The organism is Paenilisteria newyorkensis (genome assembly GCF_000766145.1).
In the GTDB taxonomy this organism is placed as follows: Bacteria; Bacillota; Bacilli; order Lactobacillales; family Listeriaceae; genus Listeria_A; species Listeria_A newyorkensis.
The window spans coordinates 13,211-30,662 of the sequence record NZ_JNFB01000016.1 but is presented as its reverse complement, the minus strand read 5'-3'; the positions used below and the strand labels follow the sequence as shown (position 1 = coordinate 30,662).

Sequence of the window (17,452 nt, the reverse complement as noted above, 5' to 3'; positions counted from 1 at the left end):
TATAATTATTACAATGTACAGCATACCAAAAAATCGACGCAAAAACCAGATAAGTAGCTCCATAACGTTTTATTTTTGCAGAAAGAGGAATATAGTTGTACTATCTAGGTATGGAATAATTTATCCCTATTTTGTATAACATTTTAGAAAGAAGGCCATTATTATGAAATATGCGTATATCACAAGTGGAACTGAACATTATCTTCGTCAAATTCTTTCGGACAACCCGACCCGCGACATCATCCTGCTACACAATTTCGGCGACTCCCTTTTGCTCGAAGAAACGACGGAATCAACCGTTTTCAAAGAAGGAACAGCTTACCGTATCAATCAAAGCTTTGGCGAAATAAAAGGCCATGGCACAGTGACATTCGAGTACCTATACCTACGTTCCGAAGAAATTCCGATTTTCCAGAAATTATACCAATCCATTTCGTTAACACTACACGAAGCACGCGGCTTACAATGCATGCAATTACTACAATCCAGAACCGAAAACAAGTATTTAATCATCACCTTCTGGAATAGCGGCGACGACTACCAACACTGGAAAAACGGCGCAGCACACAATAAAATCATGGATCTCATTCGCACCAACAGCTCACAAAGCGGTTTCTCGCACGTAGATGTTTATCACTTCCCAGAATACTTCCATGATGAGAAATAAAACCATTAAAAAATACGTTGTTGAAGCACGTTTTCAACAACGTATTTTTTTGCTCACTGGTAAATCTTCTTCACCCGATACGGCACATACACAAACGTAAACACCGCAACAAACGCCAAGTTTATCCCCAGTATAATCACGCCGCCAATCGATCCATTCTGCGCAATCCCGACAATCCCAAACAACAACGCCTGAGCCACGAGTAAAATCCGCAAAAAGTGAATGAACGAACGCCGTCTGAAATGGTCATCAATCGGATACAGTTTCAACATGACCTGCCCATCGAAATGGCGCAACATCGGGATAAACTGGAATCCTGTCAAATAAATAAACAGCAACGAAAAGATAATATTGAGATAGAATCCTTGTACAAAAACGAGCAACAAGAACGCAATCACCGTTAAGCGCACATACAAGCCCATAAACTCATTCGTCCGCACAAACGTACGGCTCCACAAATACGCAAAACTCTTCTCTTTCGCATACGGAATCGGACGATACAAGAAATCCAAATACGCACGACGACGCACGGTTCCTTTTAGATGAGGGACATCCGTAAACAAGTTCGCCAGACGATAGAACCTGTTCATCCGCGCTTCCTCTTTATCAATCAAATACTCCCACTTAATCGTCAGCCCCACCGTTTTGCGCTTCATCCACACATAACTCGCGAGTAGCACAACCAATGCGACCGGAATCGACCAAATCAAGTTGAACGCCAGCACCAAATAAAGCAGCGCCGCACTCACGATAACCCGCGTAAACAACCACGTCGTATCGGTATTCTCAAGCTTCATCGTCTCCCACTGGAAATACACATTCCACAGTTTAATCAAAAGCATCACGAGCAATAACGGGAAAAATCGCGAAAAACTAAATCCAGTCACGGCGGCGTACATCGGCATACATGCGGCTAAAACTAAAATAAAGATATAAATCTGCATCCAGAAACTAGCTATATTCGCCTTTTTGAAATACTGATTCATCGCTTTTTCCTGTACAATCAAGTAAACCGCATCCGGCCGTTTGAGCAACGTATTAATCGTCGTCACCGCAATCGCCGCCGTTAACAAAATCACCATCAACGGAATCGCCGGAAACACAGGCGTCAGCGTCTTCACCCAGCCAGAATACGAGTAAACGAACGCCCCAACACCAATAATCAACACGAACAGCAGATGGTCATTCAACATATAGCGCATGTATCGGCTAACTTCTTCCATATAACTACCAAAACGCTTCTTAAACAAACCTACCGCATCAAACTTCATCGGCCTGCTCTTCTTCCCTTGTTAATTGTACGTAAATCTCATCCAACGAGGCTCCTGGCATTTCAAAATCCGCCTGCAAATCAGCGAGTGTCCCTTGCGCGCGAATAATCCCATCATGCAAAATAATAAAGCTATCACAATACTTCTCCGCCGTAGCCAAAATATGCGTCGACATCAAAATACTAGCACCCGTATCCTTCATCTCCTCAATCCACTGCAACAGCGACTGAATACCAAGCGGATCAAGTCCCACAAACGGCTCATCGATAATATACAAATTCGGCTCAATCAAAAACGCCGACATAATCATCACCTTCTGCTTCATCCCTTTTGAAAAATGCGCAGGAAACCAGTTCAGCTTTTTCTCCAAACGAAATTCTTTAAGCAACGGCGCCATTCGCGTCTTCATTTCCTCTTCCGTCAAACCGTAAGCCATCGCCGTCAGCTCCAAATGCTCTTTTAGCGTCAACTCTTCATACAGCACCGGCGTTTCCGGAATGTAGGCGAACTGTTTGCGATACTCCTCCGTATTTTCCGTCAGCGTATGCCCATTAATCGTGATAGTGCCTTTCTTCTGCTGCATCAACCCTGTAATATGTTTAATCGTTGTACTTTTACCAGCACCATTCAAACCGATCAACCCGACGATTTGGCGCTCCTCAATTGTAAAGGAAATATCTTTTAAAACCGGACGTTTCGTATAGCCACCAGTTAAATTCTGAACCTCCACTAAAGCCATGTTATCACTCCTATTATCCATCTTATTGTCCCTATAATAGCACAGTTGATACCGTTTTCGCTATAAATTCACTATTTTGACCTTGTTTCAGACATGCGTTTTCCGCGTTTTTATGGTACATTAGATACAAAGAGAGTGAATTTATTCGGAGGTGTCTAATTCAATATGGATGATTGTATTTTCTGCAAAATAGTAAACGGCGAGATTCCTTCTGCTAAAGTTTACGAAGATGACCAAGTATACGCTTTTCTTGATTTAGGACAAGTAACAGAAGGCCACACGCTGGTCATTCCAAAACAACACGCGCGCAATATTTTTGATTTGCCGGAAGAAACGGCCGCAGAAATTTTCAGACGTGTTCCGAAGATCGCGGCAGGCCTCAAAAAAGCCTTGCCATTAAAAGGACTCAACATTCTGAATAACAATGAAGAAATTGCGTCACAAAGCGTCTTTCATTATCATATTCACCTTATTCCCCGCTATACAAATAAAGATGATTTCGGCTTGAAATGGGCGGACAATGCCAACTGGTATTCCAAAGAAGCCTTCCAAGAGCTAGCCGACAAAATTGCCAAAGAAGTCTAAAGGAGTGTTAAATATGAATGCAAAATCCGTACTACTCGGCGTACTTATCGGCGGTCTCACAAGCGCCGCGACAGCTATTATGTTAGCACCTAAATCAGGTCGCGAACTGCGTCAAGATATCGCCTCTAAATCAGGTGAAGCGAGCGTTATTTTGAAAGAACTAGCCTACAATGCGACAGATTTATTCCAATCCGTTCAAGTTTTAGGAACAGAAGGCACGACTTTACTAAAAGATTTATCTACAGACATCAAAGAATCCGTTGCCAACTGGAACGAGGAAATGGAGCCCGAAAAAGCCCGCCTCAAAGACGAGATTAAAGATATGCAAAAAACGATCTCAGATTTAGAAAAAACACTAAAAAAAGACAAAAAAGAAAACAAATAAAAGAAAAGGCGCAAATCGTTCTCTCGCAGGACTTTTGCGCCTTTTCTAATAGTGTAAAAAGCTACATTTGTCACAGTTTATTCACAGCGCATGATTTATTAGTCGAAAAGGGGTTGAAAAAAAGCGCCGCAGGGACTACAATACTAAGGTGATCCAAGGAGGTTACTATTTTATTATGTACTGGAGGATTAGTTATCCATGCGTTGTTTAAAGACAATTAATGTGGAACGAAGAGATGAGTATAATCGCGTCTTTTTTAAATCCAGCTTAATTTCACTTCTCGTGATGTGCATCCTATTTTTAATTGAAAATCTGGTTTTTCCTGGCCAATTTGTGATGGTTTTTGAATTGCCGACGTTTATTGCTTTGCTTCTATTGTATCCGATTCATAAAGGGCTTCATTTACTCGCCTTATTGCGTTATCGTGATGGCGTGCAGATGCGCTTTAAACGGCACTTCTACATCGTGCCATGCTTACAAGTGAAAGTAAAACGCGTCATCCCGAAATGGCAATACATTGCGTCACTTGCCTTGCCATTTGTCGTTATCTCAGCGCTACTAATTGTTGCCATGATTGCGACACCTGTACTCCACTCGCCGCTATTTCTTATTTTGATTGCGATTCATGCAGGCATGTGCTACCCAGATTTCATTCATATTAGAAACATTATCGGAACACCAAAACACACTTTTGTAGAAGATGCTGATCGCGGCTTTTCGGTGCTTGTTTCAGAAGAGTAAGGAGGGATACAGTGTTACTTTACGTCTTGTACACCGTTTTTGGAGTCGTCGCTTTATTGGCTTTTAATTTGCTAGTCGAGCGTTACGCCACAAAACAAGATTTTAACCCAAGACAATGTCAATTATTTTATCGAATTGTGAATGTCACCGTCCTGTTGCTTCTGTTTTCAGCGACCTTAGAAGGAACTATGTTATCCTGAGGAAACGCCATGTGAGAGAAGCAACTGGCAAGATTAGAAATAGATTAGATTTTTGACATTTTACTTTATTATCACCCATTATGTGGTATGATAAGTATGTAGTTAAGCAGAACTTATTTAAAACTTTGAGGAGCGTGTATTATTTAATGAAGAAGAAATTAGTATTAGGTATGGTATCAATGATGGGTCTATTCAGCTTAGCAGCTTGTGGAAATTCAGCGAACGATGCTGTTGTTGAAACCAAAGCAGGAGACGTAACACAACAAGAACTTTACGATGCAATGAAAGCTAAAGTCGGCGATCAATATGTATCGCAATTAGCCATGACGAAGATTCTTGAAGATAAATACAAAGTAACAGACAAAGAAATCGATGCAGCTTACAAGACTTTCGAAGACCAATATGGTGACCAACTTGCGAGCATGTTACAACAAAGTGGTTACACTGAGAAATCATTCAAGTCTGACTACCTGAAATTCGATCTACTAAGCACAAAAGCAGCAGAAGCTTCTGTTGATACTAGCGATAAAGCATTAGAAGCATATTACAAAACGTGGCAACCAAACATCACAGTAGAACACATCTTAGTTGCTGACAAAGCGAAAGCAGATGAGCTTCACAAGAAAGTAACAACTGGCGGTAACTTTGAAGAATTAGCAAAAGCTAACTCTACAGATACAGGTTCTGCTACACAAGGCGGTAAATTAGCTCCATTCGGTCCTGGTAAAATGTTACCACAATTCGAAAAAGCAGCTTACGCATTGAAAAACAAAGGTGACATCAGCCCAGTTGTTAAAACAGACGCTGGTTACCACATCATCAAAATGTTAGACCACCCAGCAAAAACAGACTTTGCAAAAGACAAAGCACAAGTGAAGAAAGACTACTTGGCATCAAAAGTAACTGCTGAATCAAAAACTGCAGCACTAGAAAAACTTTACAAAAAAGCTGACGTTAAAATTGATGACAAAGATTTGAAAGATGCATTCAAGCAATATGACGGATCCGCATCAACTGATTCATCAACAACTAAGTAATAAATAGTAGAAGACCTGAAATCTGTGATGGATTTCAGGTCTTCTTTTGCTTATTTTTGAAGGATTGCAAAATAATTGTTTTCAGGATCAGCGAAGTTGAAAACGCGGCCCATGTTTGGAATATCTACAAGCGCACCAACTGTAACACCTTTTGCTTTAAAGTCTTCATACATTGCATCTAGATTATCCCCATAGAGTAAGATTGATGGCGTTCCCAAGTTCATCTCAGGTTGAGCTTTGGCCACTGCCACTTTATCTTGAAGAACAAATGTCGTTGCAGCATCTTTGGTTGGCGCGATTTCAATCCAGCGTTCTGGTGCACCGGCTGCGTTTTCAGATTTAATTACGAATCCTACTTTTTCTGTCCAAAATTTCGCAACTGCCTCTTGATCGTTGACGTAAATCATCACTTGCCCGATTTTATTAATCATGTCTTATTCCTCTTTTCTTTTGCTTTTTGATTGCTTGTTTGAGCGCATGTTATGAGTCTTGGAAAATATATCTCCATTTCAAGTGAATAATGAAGCTATCTTCCCGTTCTCCGCCTCTCGCACTCATATGGAGATACTATGCTGCTTTTTAGAGTCTCCATATGAGTGCGAGAAACGTGAGCATGTAACCCCATGACCTGCGCCTCCGATCTAGCTTCAACGACCAACTCCTCGAAAACATCATGCCCTCCACAAAAAGCAAGTACGGCTTTTTGTTGTAACTCTTATGGGGCATCGTTTGCCGATTTAGAGCCTCAATACGAGTGTGAACAGAGTGAGCATTCGTCCCTTGCCTTCTGTCGAGTCTAACGGGCCGTTTCAGCTTTTCATTTAAAATTAGGATTATAAAACGACCGATTATCCAACCCAAACACCCGCTCTGAAAACTCGCCAGGTTTCGTATGACGCAACGCCTTGTCCATCATGTTCATCGTCGCATCCATCAAATCAATCTGATGCAAAATCTCAGCCTCTCTCACAAGCGGCGGTTTAGGGCTACCCCACTCGCCTTTCCCATGATGACTCAAAAGAACATGCTTCAATATCACAACTTCCTCACCATCAATCCCAAGTTCATCCGCCATCTTGCTCACTTCTTCTACCACAATCGAAATATGACCAATCAAATTCCCTTCCAATGTATATGTAGTAGAAATCGGCCCAGAAAGCTCAATCACTTTTCCTAAATCGTGCAAAATCACGCCAGCATACAATAAATCACGATTCACTGTCGGATACAAATCCGCAATCGATTTCGCCAATCGCAACATCGATACCACATGAAAACTAAGCCCCGAAACAAATTCATGGTGATGCCTCACAGCCGCCGGATAATCAAAAAAATCATCCTGATACTTCTTCAAAAGCGCCCGCGTAATCCGCTGTAAATTCGGATTTTGCATCTCAAAAATATACTTCGTTACCTCTTCACTCATCTCCGCCTTATCAATCGGCGCCGTCTCCATAAACTGTCCAATACTCACACCATCAAGCCCTGATGACTGACGAATTTGGCGAATTTTCAACTGTTTTCTACCACGATAATTCTGCACTTCCCCAACAATATTCACGATATTTTGGCTCGCATAATTTTCCTCATCACTGTCCGAGATATCCCACAGTTTCGCTTCCAATTCCCCCGATTTATCCTGTAAAACTAATGATAAAAAAGGCTTCCCATTGCTCGCGATTCCCTTCGTACTCGATTTTATTAATAGAAACAAATCAAGTCCTTCTCCAACTTCATAATCCAGTAATTTCTTATCCATCTTCAGATCGCCTACTTTCTCCGATTCCATTTTCGCCTCTACTTTACCCCTTTAGTATAGCATGTGTTGCTCTTCCTTGGAAAAATATTTGCTAAGCTGCTTATGACACGTAAAAAATATCACCTGATTTTCCCGCCGTATCTCCTGCAATAATACCATAATTTCTTCCAAACGTTCCTCATCAAAATTCACAAAACTATCATCAATAATAATCGGCAATCGCAATTCCCCATGCAGCATCTGAATCACCGCAAACCGAATCGCCAAATACAACTGTTCCTTCGTCGCCTGGCTCAACTCCTCAGGGAAAAAGCGCATCCCATCATACCGTTCCACCTGCAACCTATTCTCCGAGAACCTAACCAACTTATAGCTCCCCATCGAAAGCACATCAAAGAAATGCGTCGCACGCGTCAACACTTTTGGTAGCTTCTCCTCCTGTAACTTACGCATAATCTGACCAACCATTTCCTTCGCCAACTTCACACGCATCCATTCCTTCGCCAAATCCTGAAAAGACTCCTGCTCCGAATAGAAATGCTGCATCCGATTCGAAAAACTTTGCCCATCCTCAAGCGTCTCCCGTGCCAATTCCTTCTCCGCAATCACCTTCCGATAACGATCCAAATCCGTGTCCAGCACACGCAACCGATCCTTACGCTCCAAAACCTGCGCACTAATCTCACTCTCCTGCTGAATCCCCGCTAAGCTCTCCAAATGCGAATCTGTAATCTGCGCCCGAAGCAACACAGCCCGCTCCTGCCATTTCCACTGCTGCTCCACCTGCAACCCCTTCTGACGGAAAAATTCCTCATTCTTCACATTCGCCGCTTTCAACAATTCCGACTTATCAAACGCAATCGAAGCCTTCTCCCGCTCCAAAATGGCAATCTGATTCCGCAATTGCTCCTCTTTCTCCTGCGACTTCGCAATCTCCGCGACAAACGTTTTCCGAGCCTTCCGCTTTGTTTTCAAAAGCATCACTTGCTCATTCACAGGCAACGATTCCAGATCCAACTGCTGTACCAACTCCTCCAATTTCGCCTTCCATTCCGCCATTTTCCCATGAAGCAACTGCGCATCTTCTGAAATCTTCCTCTTATTCTCAATCCCCTGCCTAATCTCGCGCCACACAAACAGAATACTCTCCAAACGCTTCCCAGAAAAATCACTAGGTAAGAAAAACAGCTCCCGATACGTCTGCCATTTAGCATCCAAATCCGCATCCACAGCCTGCCATTCCCTCAAACGCCGCTCATTCTGCTCCACCTGTAACGCCAAATGATCCATCCCGTCATAGCATTTCTTAAGTGCCGCTCTAGCCTGCTTCTGCTCCATAAAAGCACCATATTCCGCCGGATCATAAGAAGATTTCCCTCCCTGTTTCCGAGCAAATCCAAGCAAAGCAAAGCCCATCCCAACAAGAAATAACGCCGCAACACCATACAAAATAACCCACTGCAAAACACCAGCTAAAATCAAGCTCACTAAAAACAATAAAGCAAAACCAATTACTGGAATAGGATAAACCGTTCGCTTCCTCGTTTCACGACGCTCCACTTGTTGCTGAACCTGTTGAAATTTCGCCGAAGACCACAGATCCCGCTCCAAATCCTCACATTGCTTTTGAAGCTGCTCCAACTCACGCTTCTTCCACGCCTGTTGCTGTTCCAATTCCGCAACCTGAACCCGATTCTGCTCAGACTCCTGCTGCAGCATCGCCAAATCATGTTCCACCGAAACATCCAGTCGCATCGCCAAAATATCCTCGTCCTCTGGAATCACTTTCACCGCATCCAACGAAGCAAACTGTTGCGACTCCTTCTGGTCCAAATAACGAATATCCTGCTCTAACTCACCAGCACGCCTCTGCCACTCCTGAAAAAGCGGCCACGTCTCAAGCAAACCATCCACTTTCTCCGCATCCGAATCACTCCACAAATCACTCGTCCGCTGCTGCTCCACAAGTTGCACCAATCGCTCTTGCCACTGAATAAGCTGCGCGTTCAACTCCTTTTCCCGCGACTCTAAATGCTCCAATCGCACAATTCCATTCGCCGGAAAATCCAAATCACCCAACTGCTCCATCTGCTTCCGTAAAAACTGCCACTCCTCATAAACCGGCCAAATCTTGAGCAGCGCTTCCTCCTGCTCCATCTCCATCCGCAGCGCCTGCCGCTCCGTAAATACCTGCGAAACACCAGCCTGCGCCTCTTCCAATTCCTCCACAATACGCAAATACTGCTGATTATTCCGCTTCCCATCCTGATACGTCGCAAACGCCTGCTTCACCTTCAACAACTGCTGATTCAACTTCGGGTTTTTCCCACTCGGTTTAAAAAGTTCATCCAAACGCTTCTGCAACCGCTCCTCCGCCCGAATCAGCACATCCGAACCAATCGTCCCAGTTGCCAATAAATACCTCTCGAAATCCACTTCCTTCAAATTCTGCACATTCTGCAACCCATGAATATCAAACGAAAAAATAGACTGGTAACGCGCCCGATCCATCCCGCCAAGCATCTGCTCCAAATAAGCCTCTGTCCCGGTCGTTCCATCCTCAAAATAAACCGTAACATCGCCCGTGGCCTTCCCGCGCAATCGCTCCACCGTCACCCGACCAAATATCGTATCCTCCAACACCAGTTTCCCGCCATAGGCCCCCTTACTCTTTGGCTCCATCCGCGGCAAACTCTGCTGTTTCGTCGGAAAACCAAATAAAATACTATGAATAAAAGCCATAATCGTCGACTTTCCAGCTTCATTCGCTCCGAAAAACAATTGAAAATCCTGTAATCCTTCTATCTTCTTACCTTCCCATTTACCATATCCGACAATTTCCAACGCACTAATCTTCATTTGATGTCACCCTTTAACTGTTCCAACATATTTTCAAGCAAACTTGCCGATTCTTCCACAAGTCTTTCTCGATCCGTCTCCCCTAAATCCTCCAAAAAACGATTCGTCGCCCCATTTGCAACTAAACTCTCTGTTGCCTGATAAAACGCACTCTCTTGTTTCAAATCCGCTTTCGCCAGCTCCCACTCATCCAAAAGCCCCGATGTAGCTAACCAATCCGTGTCCAGTTTCGCCACCTCATATGTCACCCGCATCACCCAAACAAAATTAGGCTCGTCCATCCAAAGCTCCTGCAACATATCCAGCCATTCACCACTATCCATTCGCTGCTTCACATCACTACTAAGCGCAACTTCCGACTTCACAACCAGCGACAATAACACAGCCTTATTCAGTCTCGTAGCCTCTTTCACCGCCTGCATCAACAACTGAAAAAGCCCCGAAAAATCCATTTCCGTCTGAATCTCAAGCGTTTTCTCCTCCCAAATAATTGGCGCCGTATCAACAAACGTCAATTCCGCTCCCGTTTCACACAACGAAACAAGCGTCACACCTTTCTCACCCGTTTCCTTGCGATGTCTTCCTTGAATATTTCCCGGGAAATAAATCATCGGATCCTCCGCCAAAACCTGACGCATATGAATATGTCCCAATGCCCAATAATCCATCTGCTTCATATCACTCACTCGAAATGGCGCATACACATCCTGCACTGGATTTCCCGTCTTCTCCGAACCATGCAACAAGCCAATATGAAAATCCGCTTCCCCTTCACGCTTATATCTCGTATAAACAGCCTCTCGAATATGCCGTTCCCCATAACTAAATCCATACAAATTCACCTTGTATCCCTGTGCACTGAGAAACGTATGGCATTCCAATTCCGTATCAAAAACCGTCACATTATCAGGCAATTGCAACCGATCCTGATATTTCGCCACATAATCATGATTACCGTGAATCATATAAACCGGAATCCCACTTCGCTTCAGACGCTCCATCTCCCGATAAAATCGCGCCTGCGCCTTAATACTCTGATCTTCTTCATCATATATATCCCCTGCAATAATTACAAAATCAACTATTTCTTCCATCGCCACATCCACAGCCTTCGCAAACGACACAAACGTGCTATCCTTTAACTGTCTAAAAACCGCATCCGGCAATTGCTTCAAGCCTAAAAACGGGCTATCCAAATGTAAATCCGCCATATGTACAAATCGTATCTCTTTCATTGTAGCCCTCCCAAATTACGAATATACGTTCTATTATACCCTGAAATCCCTTATCACACAATGAATTCCCTCCCAAACTTTGATAAAATTTTCCCAAAAGGCTCCCATTTAGAAAGAAAACATGCTATCCTAAACGTAACAACATCACAGGAGGTAAGAACAATGGGCAACTGGCACCGAAGTTTTGGCGTATATGGCGTCGCAGAAGATAACGGCAAACTTCTCATGATACAATGCGAAAACGATCCGTATAAGCAGAAATGGGATTTACCTGGGGGCAAACTAAACGACGACGAAACTCTGATGGATTGCCTCAAAAGAAATGTAGCGGAAATTGGCGGAAAACCTGATATCACAGCTAATCTTGGCGTCTACGATTTCCTTGTTGGCTATCCTTTTCTCGATAAACGAATTTTGCAACATATTACCGCACTTTTCTACATGAGCGTTGATTTTTCAGCGGAGAAAGCCGTTCCGCTCATCTTCCAATCCGAACCTACGAAAACGCGTGCCTATCAATGGGTTCCAATGGATTTACTCACAGACAAAAATGCAACACCAGCTGCCCTAAAAGCCGCTGAAATCCTGCAGAAATAAAAAGAAACGCCGCACAAAAGCCACTCATTCGCAGCTTTTGTACGGCGTTTCCCTCATTCTTACTTCTCTTTTACATCATATAATTCTTGCAACGGGGTCATGATGATGCGGTTTAAGTCATTGATAATCAGGCTCATCGCTTGCTCTTTTTCCATCAAGTTCGTGATTGCCGCGTTGCTTTGCACTTCTTCTGCCACTTCTTGCGCTAAGTCAATCGTTTCATCATCGATTTCTTGACCACTCATTTGTTTCTCTTGAATCGTTACTTGTACTTCGCGGAAACGGTCGAATTTCACTTTTGCCTCAGCATCAGCATTCACATCCGCATACGCTTGTTTCAAGTTCGTAAATTGTTCTGTTTCACGAATACCACGTTCTAATTCGTTCGCAATGTCATAAATATTGATAGTCATTTTATGTTCCTCCATATATACGAAATTTTCTTCCTTCCCCACTATATCAAATTTCACGGACAAGGGCAAAAGTTAAAACCAAATAGCAATAATCCCTTGAAGTATCCCGATAAATCCTCCTAAAAAACCGCCCAAATACGTAATCATTTTCAGCTCTTTTCCAGAAATATCAAGCACAATCTGCTCCATTTCCCGCAATGAAAAAGCTTCAATCTGATGTTGCACCATCTTCCCAATTTCCAAACGCTGCATGACCTCTGCGCTATGCTCACTCGCAAACTGCAACACCGCATCCACCAAAAATGGCACGACTTTATCCAAAATATCCTGCTCATACGGACGAATCCAGTCCTGAACCGGCGTATCCATCCACTTTTCCAACTGCACCGTGCGCATAATCTCCGCAATCAACTGCTCGGAAAACTGCTCCTGCTTCTCAATCGGCATCACGTCCACCAAAGCACGCTCCGAAAACTGCTGCCATTCCGATACAATCAATGCCTCCAAAACAGCCTCCGTCTCCGGCTTCCCGATAAATTTCACGACCTCTTTTTGCATCCGGGTCACGAACGTATCATTATTCAAGAAAAGCCCGACCATACCGCCGACTTTCCCGCGTTCCGCCAAAATCCGCTCAATCATCGCCTTAATCTGAAGTTTCCCAGCATCACTCGCCGTAAACAATCCGATTTTCGCCAATGTTTGCGTCGAAATCGCCGGAATTTTTCGAGCCAACTCTTCGTGCACCACATCCGGTAACACATTTTTCACAGCCAGCTCATTGCGCTTCACAAAAAACTGGTCCAACTGTCCTTTTAAAACCGTCGCGATTTTGTCATGCGCTGTGTCCCCAATGGCCGTCATATCCCACTGCGCCAACAGTTCCCTCGGTGTCGTCTCAATCGCCAACTTCTCCTGAACCAGCTCGTTTGCCGTCACAATCAACTCCGCTCGCAGTTCTTCCTCCGAAAGCTTCGCCTGCACCGCCTCATTCGTCAACAAATGTTCCGCGACAACTTCACCAATTTTCACAGCCAATTCCTCGCGTCGTTTCGGAATCACACCCGGCGTAAATGGAATCCGCCACTTACCAATATATTTTGCCTCGAACGGTCTAAAAAGCATCCGAATCGCAATAAAGTTCGTCGCAGCACCGATAAATGCCCCAACAATCACCATAAATAAAATCGTCATCCAGCCACTCAAAATAGCATCACCCTCTAATTTCCATGTAGTGCTATCATCTTACGGCATTTTAGCCAGCGATACAATGGTTTCGCCCAAAGTTCAGCCTAAAGTATGATTATGCCTCTAAATTCGTCATTTTCAGCGGATCAATCCACAAATCAAACTGTTCTGCTGTCACAAAACCTGACTGAATCGCCGCCTCTTTTAACGACAAATCCTCCGCAAACGCGCTCTTCGCAATTTTCGCCGCTTTCTCATAACCAATATGCGGATTTAGCGCCGTCACAAGCATCAGCGACCGATCCACCAACTCCTGCATCACCGCTTCGTTCGCCTCCAAGCCCTCCAAACAATGCACCCTAAACGACCGCATCCCATCCGCAAGCAAACGCACCGACTGCAAGAAATTGTAAATAATGACAGGCTTATACACATTCAACTCAAAATTCCCTTGACTCGCCGCCACATTTATCGTCGTATCATTGCCCATCACTTGCGCCGCAACCATTGTGAGCGCCTCACATTGCGTCGGATTCACTTTTCCAGGCATAATCGAACTACCTGGCTCATTCGCTGGAATCGTCAACTCACCAATCCCACTACGCGGCCCACTCGCCAAAAACCGCACATCGTTCGCAATTTTCATCAAGTCAGCAGCCAGCGCCCGCACCGCACCATGCACAAAGCTAATTTCACTATGACTCGTCAACGCATAGAATTTATTCGACGCCGAGCGGAACGGATATCCCGTATCAGCCGCCAAATGTTTCGCGACCCGATCACCAAAATCCGCCGTCGCATTCAGCCCAGTACCAACCGCTGTGCCACCAATCGCAAGCTCCAGCAAATGATCACTACTTTGCGAAATAAACGTTTCCGCGTGCGCAATCATGCTCTCCCAACCGCTTATCTCCTGGCCCAGCGTCAGCGGCGTCGCGTCCTGCAAATGCGTCCGTCCAATTTTGACCATCCGCCAATATTTCTCTTTTTTCTCCGTCAACACTCGTCGCATCGCCTCAAGTTCCGGCATCAACTGCTCCACAACCGCCGTATACGCAGCAATGTGCATCGCCGTCGGAAACGTATCATTCGAACTCTGCGACATATTCACGTCATCATTCGGATGCACTGCCTCCCCCGCAACATGCGCCACGACCTCATTCACATTCATATTCGACTGCGTCCCACTCCCCGTCTGCCAAACCACAAGCGGAAAATGCGCATCCAGATCCCCAGCTACGATTCGATCACACACCGTCGCAATCGCCTGCGCCTTCTCCGCGCCCAGCTTCCCAAGATCCGCATTACTCCAAGCCGCCGCCTTCTTCAACCGCGCAAAAGCCTTCACGACCTCATCCGGCATTCTCTCCTCGCCAATTTTAAAATTCAACCGACTCCGCTCCGTTTGCGCGCCCCAGAACTTATCCTCCGCAACCGCAATCTCACCAATCGTATCTCGCTCCATTCTCACCATCAAAAAATCCCCTTTCAAAACTATGTACTTCCTTATATCCTACCAACAAAAAAGACCCAAAGCAACAATCCGCCTTGAGTCTTTGTAATTATTTAATTTCCAAACGAGTCGAGAATATTATGGAATCCATCCGCAATCTGTCCACCAATTTCTTTCGCCTTATCAGCGCCTTTTTTGATGGTTTCGCCTGCACCTTTCGCAGAGTCCTTAATAGAACCCCAGAAGTCGCCAGCTTGCTCGGTTACTGCATTCTCCTGATTCTTCTCTTCTGTCTTAGCAGATGCGCTCTTCGTTCCAAAGTCCACCGGTTTTTGATACTTCAACCCGCTCTTCATCACGTAATGCGCAAGCGATGCCACACCGTCAGAACTCGTCGTTTTCAAATAGTGCGCTTCGTCTGTTTTATCAAAACCAATCCAGACTGAGCCGACCAATTCTGGTGTATAACCAACGAACCACTGATCTTTCGTGCCGTCTGTTGTGAACGGTACTTGTGTTGAACCAGTTTTACCAGCCATTTCGTAACCAGAAACGCCTGCATTTTCACCGGTACCACCATTATTAATCACGTCAATCAGCATGGACGTCATATCCGTTGAAACTTTCTTAGATATAATCTGTTTCGTCGACGCTTCATTCTCATACACTACTTTTCCGGTCGGATCGACAATTTTGCGGATGAGATGGGATTCTGGTTTCGCGCCATCGTTTGCAAATGTCGCATAAGCCGTTGCTAGCTCTACTGGTGAAACACCTTTATTCAAGCCACCCAGCGTTAAACCTAGGTACTCATCTTCCTTCGTCAATTGAATGCCAAAACGCTTCACGGAATCGACACCTTTTTGTAAGCCAATCTTATCCAATAGCCAGACTGCTGGTGCATTAATTGATTTCGCTACAGCTGTGTACATCGGCACTTCACCGCGATAAACTCCACCAACATTGGTCGGCGTATATTTGCCGTACGTTGTCTTTTTATCCTGCAACATATCGTCTACTTTCCAACCTTCTTCAAGCGCTGGAACATAGGTCGCAAGTGGTTTCATCGTAGAACCTGGTTGAGCTTTCATTTGCGTCGCGCGGTTAAATCCACGGAAAACGTGCTTGCCACGACCGCCGACAAGCGCGCGAACACCGCCACTCGCAGGGTCCATCAATACAGCGCCACCTTGCACAAGCGTACCATCCGCCGCATTGGACGGGAACAAGCTATCATTTTCAAATGTGCTCTCTAGTGCTGCTTGGTAATTCTGATCAAGTTCGGTATAAATTTGATAGCCTTGCTTCATAATATCATCTTGCGTCAGATCCGTTTCTTTCAAAGCCTCATTGATGACAGCATCGGTATACCAAGGATAGTGATAGTTATCCGGGTCATTCGATTTATCCGTCAACACAAGCTTCGTCGCCTGATATTCCTTCATTTGTTCCTTTGTAATCTTGCCATTTGTGTACATCGCACCAAGCACGATATTACGTCTATTCACTGCTTTATCTGCGTGCGTATACGGATCATAGGCAGACGGAGCTTGCAACAGACCAGCAATCGTCGCAGCTTGCGGAATCGTTAAGCCAGAAGCACTCGTTCCGAAATATTTCTTCGCCGCATTCTCCACACCCCACTCATTATTCCCAAAGTAGGACGTATTCAAATACATCTCCAAAATTTCATCCTTCGTATACGTCTTCTCAATTTCGCGCGCCATAAATAACTCTTTCGCCTTCCGCGTAAAAGTCTGATCCTGCGTCAAGAGCGCATTCTTTGCTACCTGTTGGGTGATTGTACTACCACCACCCGTGATGTTTCCTGTCGAAGCGAGTCCCCAAATAGATCGGAAAATCCCTTTCATATCGAAACCACCATGTTCGTAAAAACGTTTATCTTCAATCGAAATAACAGCATTTTGCAGATTCGGAGAAATATCCTTAATACTCACAAACGTAGCATCCGAAGCGGAAAGTTCGCCCGCCTTGTCGTTATCCTTATCATAAATGACTGTCGTCGTTTCAAGTCCCTTTTTTAAAGCATCGATATCGGCTGTTTTGGCTACGATGACCAGTGATACGATAAAAATCAGTACACACGTCAAGCCGATAAGTGTTAAAAATTTCCCGATATGCTTATTCTTCCAAAAACGGCGGAATTTACTCCAACCGATCCCCAACCACTTCTTTAGAAAGAGAAAGAAGCTTTTTAAATAGGTCAAGATAGATTTGTTCTCATTATTCACGCATATCTCCTAGCTTTCTACATTTAGTTTGGTAAGTTAAACTCAGCTGTATACATCCATTTTACGGCAAA

Annotated in this window: 17 protein-coding genes; 7 read left to right on the top strand and 10 right to left on the bottom strand. The window is 44.4% G+C overall.

Annotated elements, in window-relative coordinates:
• The first annotated feature begins 163 nt into the window (after positions 1 to 163).
• Entirely contained in the window at positions 164 to 667 is a 504-nt protein-coding gene (locus tag EP58_RS08385) for an antibiotic biosynthesis monooxygenase family protein (protein ID WP_036092356.1), read from the top strand.
• Positions 668 to 720: 53 nt separating this feature from the next.
• Here the strand turns inward: EP58_RS08385 and EP58_RS08380 are convergent, their stop codons facing one another.
• Both EP58_RS08380 and EP58_RS08375 read right to left on the bottom strand, forming a co-directional pair.
• Complete coding sequence (locus EP58_RS08380; protein WP_036092353.1) at positions 721 to 1,938, bottom strand: ABC transporter permease; 1,218 nt, start codon at positions 1,936 to 1,938, stop codon at positions 721 to 723.
• Positions 1,928 to 2,677 carry an ABC transporter ATP-binding protein gene (locus EP58_RS08375; protein WP_036092350.1) on the bottom strand — a complete coding sequence of 250 codons (750 nt, stop codon included), beginning with the start codon at positions 2,675 to 2,677 and terminating at the stop codon, positions 1,928 to 1,930. The genes EP58_RS08380 and EP58_RS08375 overlap by 11 nt, the downstream gene beginning before the upstream one ends.
• A 165-nt stretch (positions 2,678 to 2,842) precedes the next feature.
• On the opposite strand from EP58_RS08375, the gene EP58_RS08370 reads away from it, so the two are divergent.
• The 5 genes from EP58_RS08370 (at position 2,843) to EP58_RS08350 (ending at position 5,625) form a co-directional block, all read left to right on the top strand.
• Positions 2,843 to 3,262 (top strand): HIT family protein, encoded by a 420-nt coding sequence (locus EP58_RS08370; protein ID WP_036092348.1) that lies wholly within the window; start codon positions 2,843 to 2,845, stop codon positions 3,260 to 3,262.
• Positions 3,263 to 3,275: 13 nt separating this feature from the next.
• Entirely contained in the window at positions 3,276 to 3,647 is a 372-nt protein-coding gene (locus EP58_RS08365; protein WP_036092345.1) for a YtxH domain-containing protein, read from the top strand.
• Between the two features lie 198 nt (positions 3,648 to 3,845).
• Positions 3,846 to 4,388, top strand: coding sequence for a DUF3267 domain-containing protein (locus EP58_RS08360; protein WP_036092343.1), 543 nt, complete (start codon positions 3,846 to 3,848; stop codon positions 4,386 to 4,388).
• Positions 4,389 to 4,399: 11 nt separating this feature from the next.
• Positions 4,400 to 4,588, top strand: a complete 189-nt coding sequence (locus EP58_RS08355; RefSeq protein ID WP_036092340.1) for a hypothetical protein — start codon at positions 4,400 to 4,402, stop codon at positions 4,586 to 4,588.
• Between the two features lie 146 nt (positions 4,589 to 4,734).
• The gene (locus tag EP58_RS08350; protein ID WP_036092337.1) at positions 4,735 to 5,625 is read left to right on the top strand and encodes a peptidylprolyl isomerase; all 891 of its coding nucleotides are present in this window, start codon (positions 4,735 to 4,737) and stop codon (positions 5,623 to 5,625) included.
• 50 nt (positions 5,626 to 5,675) lie between these two features.
• On the opposite strand, the gene EP58_RS08345 is transcribed toward EP58_RS08350, so the two are convergent.
• The 4 genes from EP58_RS08345 to EP58_RS08330 all read right to left on the bottom strand — a co-directional run bounded on the left by EP58_RS08345 (position 5,676) and on the right by EP58_RS08330 (position 11,478).
• Complete coding sequence (locus EP58_RS08345) at positions 5,676 to 6,056, bottom strand: VOC family protein (RefSeq protein ID WP_036092335.1); 381 nt, start codon at positions 6,054 to 6,056, stop codon at positions 5,676 to 5,678.
• A 386-nt stretch (positions 6,057 to 6,442) separates the two neighbouring features.
• Complete coding sequence (yhaM, locus tag EP58_RS08340) at positions 6,443 to 7,384, bottom strand: 3'-5' exoribonuclease YhaM (protein WP_036092427.1); 942 nt, start codon at positions 7,382 to 7,384, stop codon at positions 6,443 to 6,445.
• Positions 7,385 to 7,435: 51 nt separating this feature from the next.
• On the bottom strand, positions 7,436 to 10,243 hold the full coding sequence (locus tag EP58_RS08335; RefSeq protein ID WP_036092332.1) for an ATP-binding protein: 2,808 nt from the start codon (positions 10,241 to 10,243) through the stop codon (positions 7,436 to 7,438).
• Positions 10,240 to 11,478 carry a metallophosphoesterase family protein gene (locus EP58_RS08330; protein WP_036092328.1) on the bottom strand — a complete coding sequence of 413 codons (1,239 nt, stop codon included), beginning with the start codon at positions 11,476 to 11,478 and terminating at the stop codon, positions 10,240 to 10,242. Before EP58_RS08330 ends, EP58_RS08335 begins: the two co-directional genes overlap by 4 nt.
• Before the next feature lie 162 nt (positions 11,479 to 11,640).
• Between EP58_RS08330 and EP58_RS16985 the strand changes: the two genes are divergently transcribed.
• Positions 11,641 to 12,075: an NUDIX domain-containing protein gene (locus tag EP58_RS16985; RefSeq protein WP_052164825.1), complete on the top strand. Its 435-nt coding sequence runs from the start codon at positions 11,641 to 11,643 to the stop codon at positions 12,073 to 12,075.
• A 59-nt stretch (positions 12,076 to 12,134) separates the two neighbouring features.
• Here EP58_RS16985 and EP58_RS08320 read toward each other — a convergent pair whose 3' ends face one another.
• From EP58_RS08320 to EP58_RS08305, 4 genes are all read right to left on the bottom strand, one after another.
• Positions 12,135 to 12,488 carry a YlbF/YmcA family competence regulator gene (locus EP58_RS08320; protein WP_036079920.1) on the bottom strand — a complete coding sequence of 118 codons (354 nt, stop codon included), beginning with the start codon at positions 12,486 to 12,488 and terminating at the stop codon, positions 12,135 to 12,137.
• Between the two features lie 72 nt (positions 12,489 to 12,560).
• The gene (locus EP58_RS08315; protein ID WP_052164824.1) at positions 12,561 to 13,694 is read right to left on the bottom strand and encodes a DUF445 domain-containing protein; all 1,134 of its coding nucleotides are present in this window, start codon (positions 13,692 to 13,694) and stop codon (positions 12,561 to 12,563) included.
• A 97-nt stretch (positions 13,695 to 13,791) separates the two neighbouring features.
• The gene (fumC, locus tag EP58_RS08310) at positions 13,792 to 15,150 is read right to left on the bottom strand and encodes a class II fumarate hydratase (RefSeq protein WP_036092421.1); all 1,359 of its coding nucleotides are present in this window, start codon (positions 15,148 to 15,150) and stop codon (positions 13,792 to 13,794) included.
• A gap of 92 nt (positions 15,151 to 15,242) precedes the next feature.
• Positions 15,243 to 17,381, bottom strand: coding sequence for a transglycosylase domain-containing protein (locus EP58_RS08305; RefSeq protein WP_036092325.1), 2,139 nt, complete (start codon positions 17,379 to 17,381; stop codon positions 15,243 to 15,245).
• Between the last annotated feature and the right edge of the window lie 71 nt (positions 17,382 to 17,452).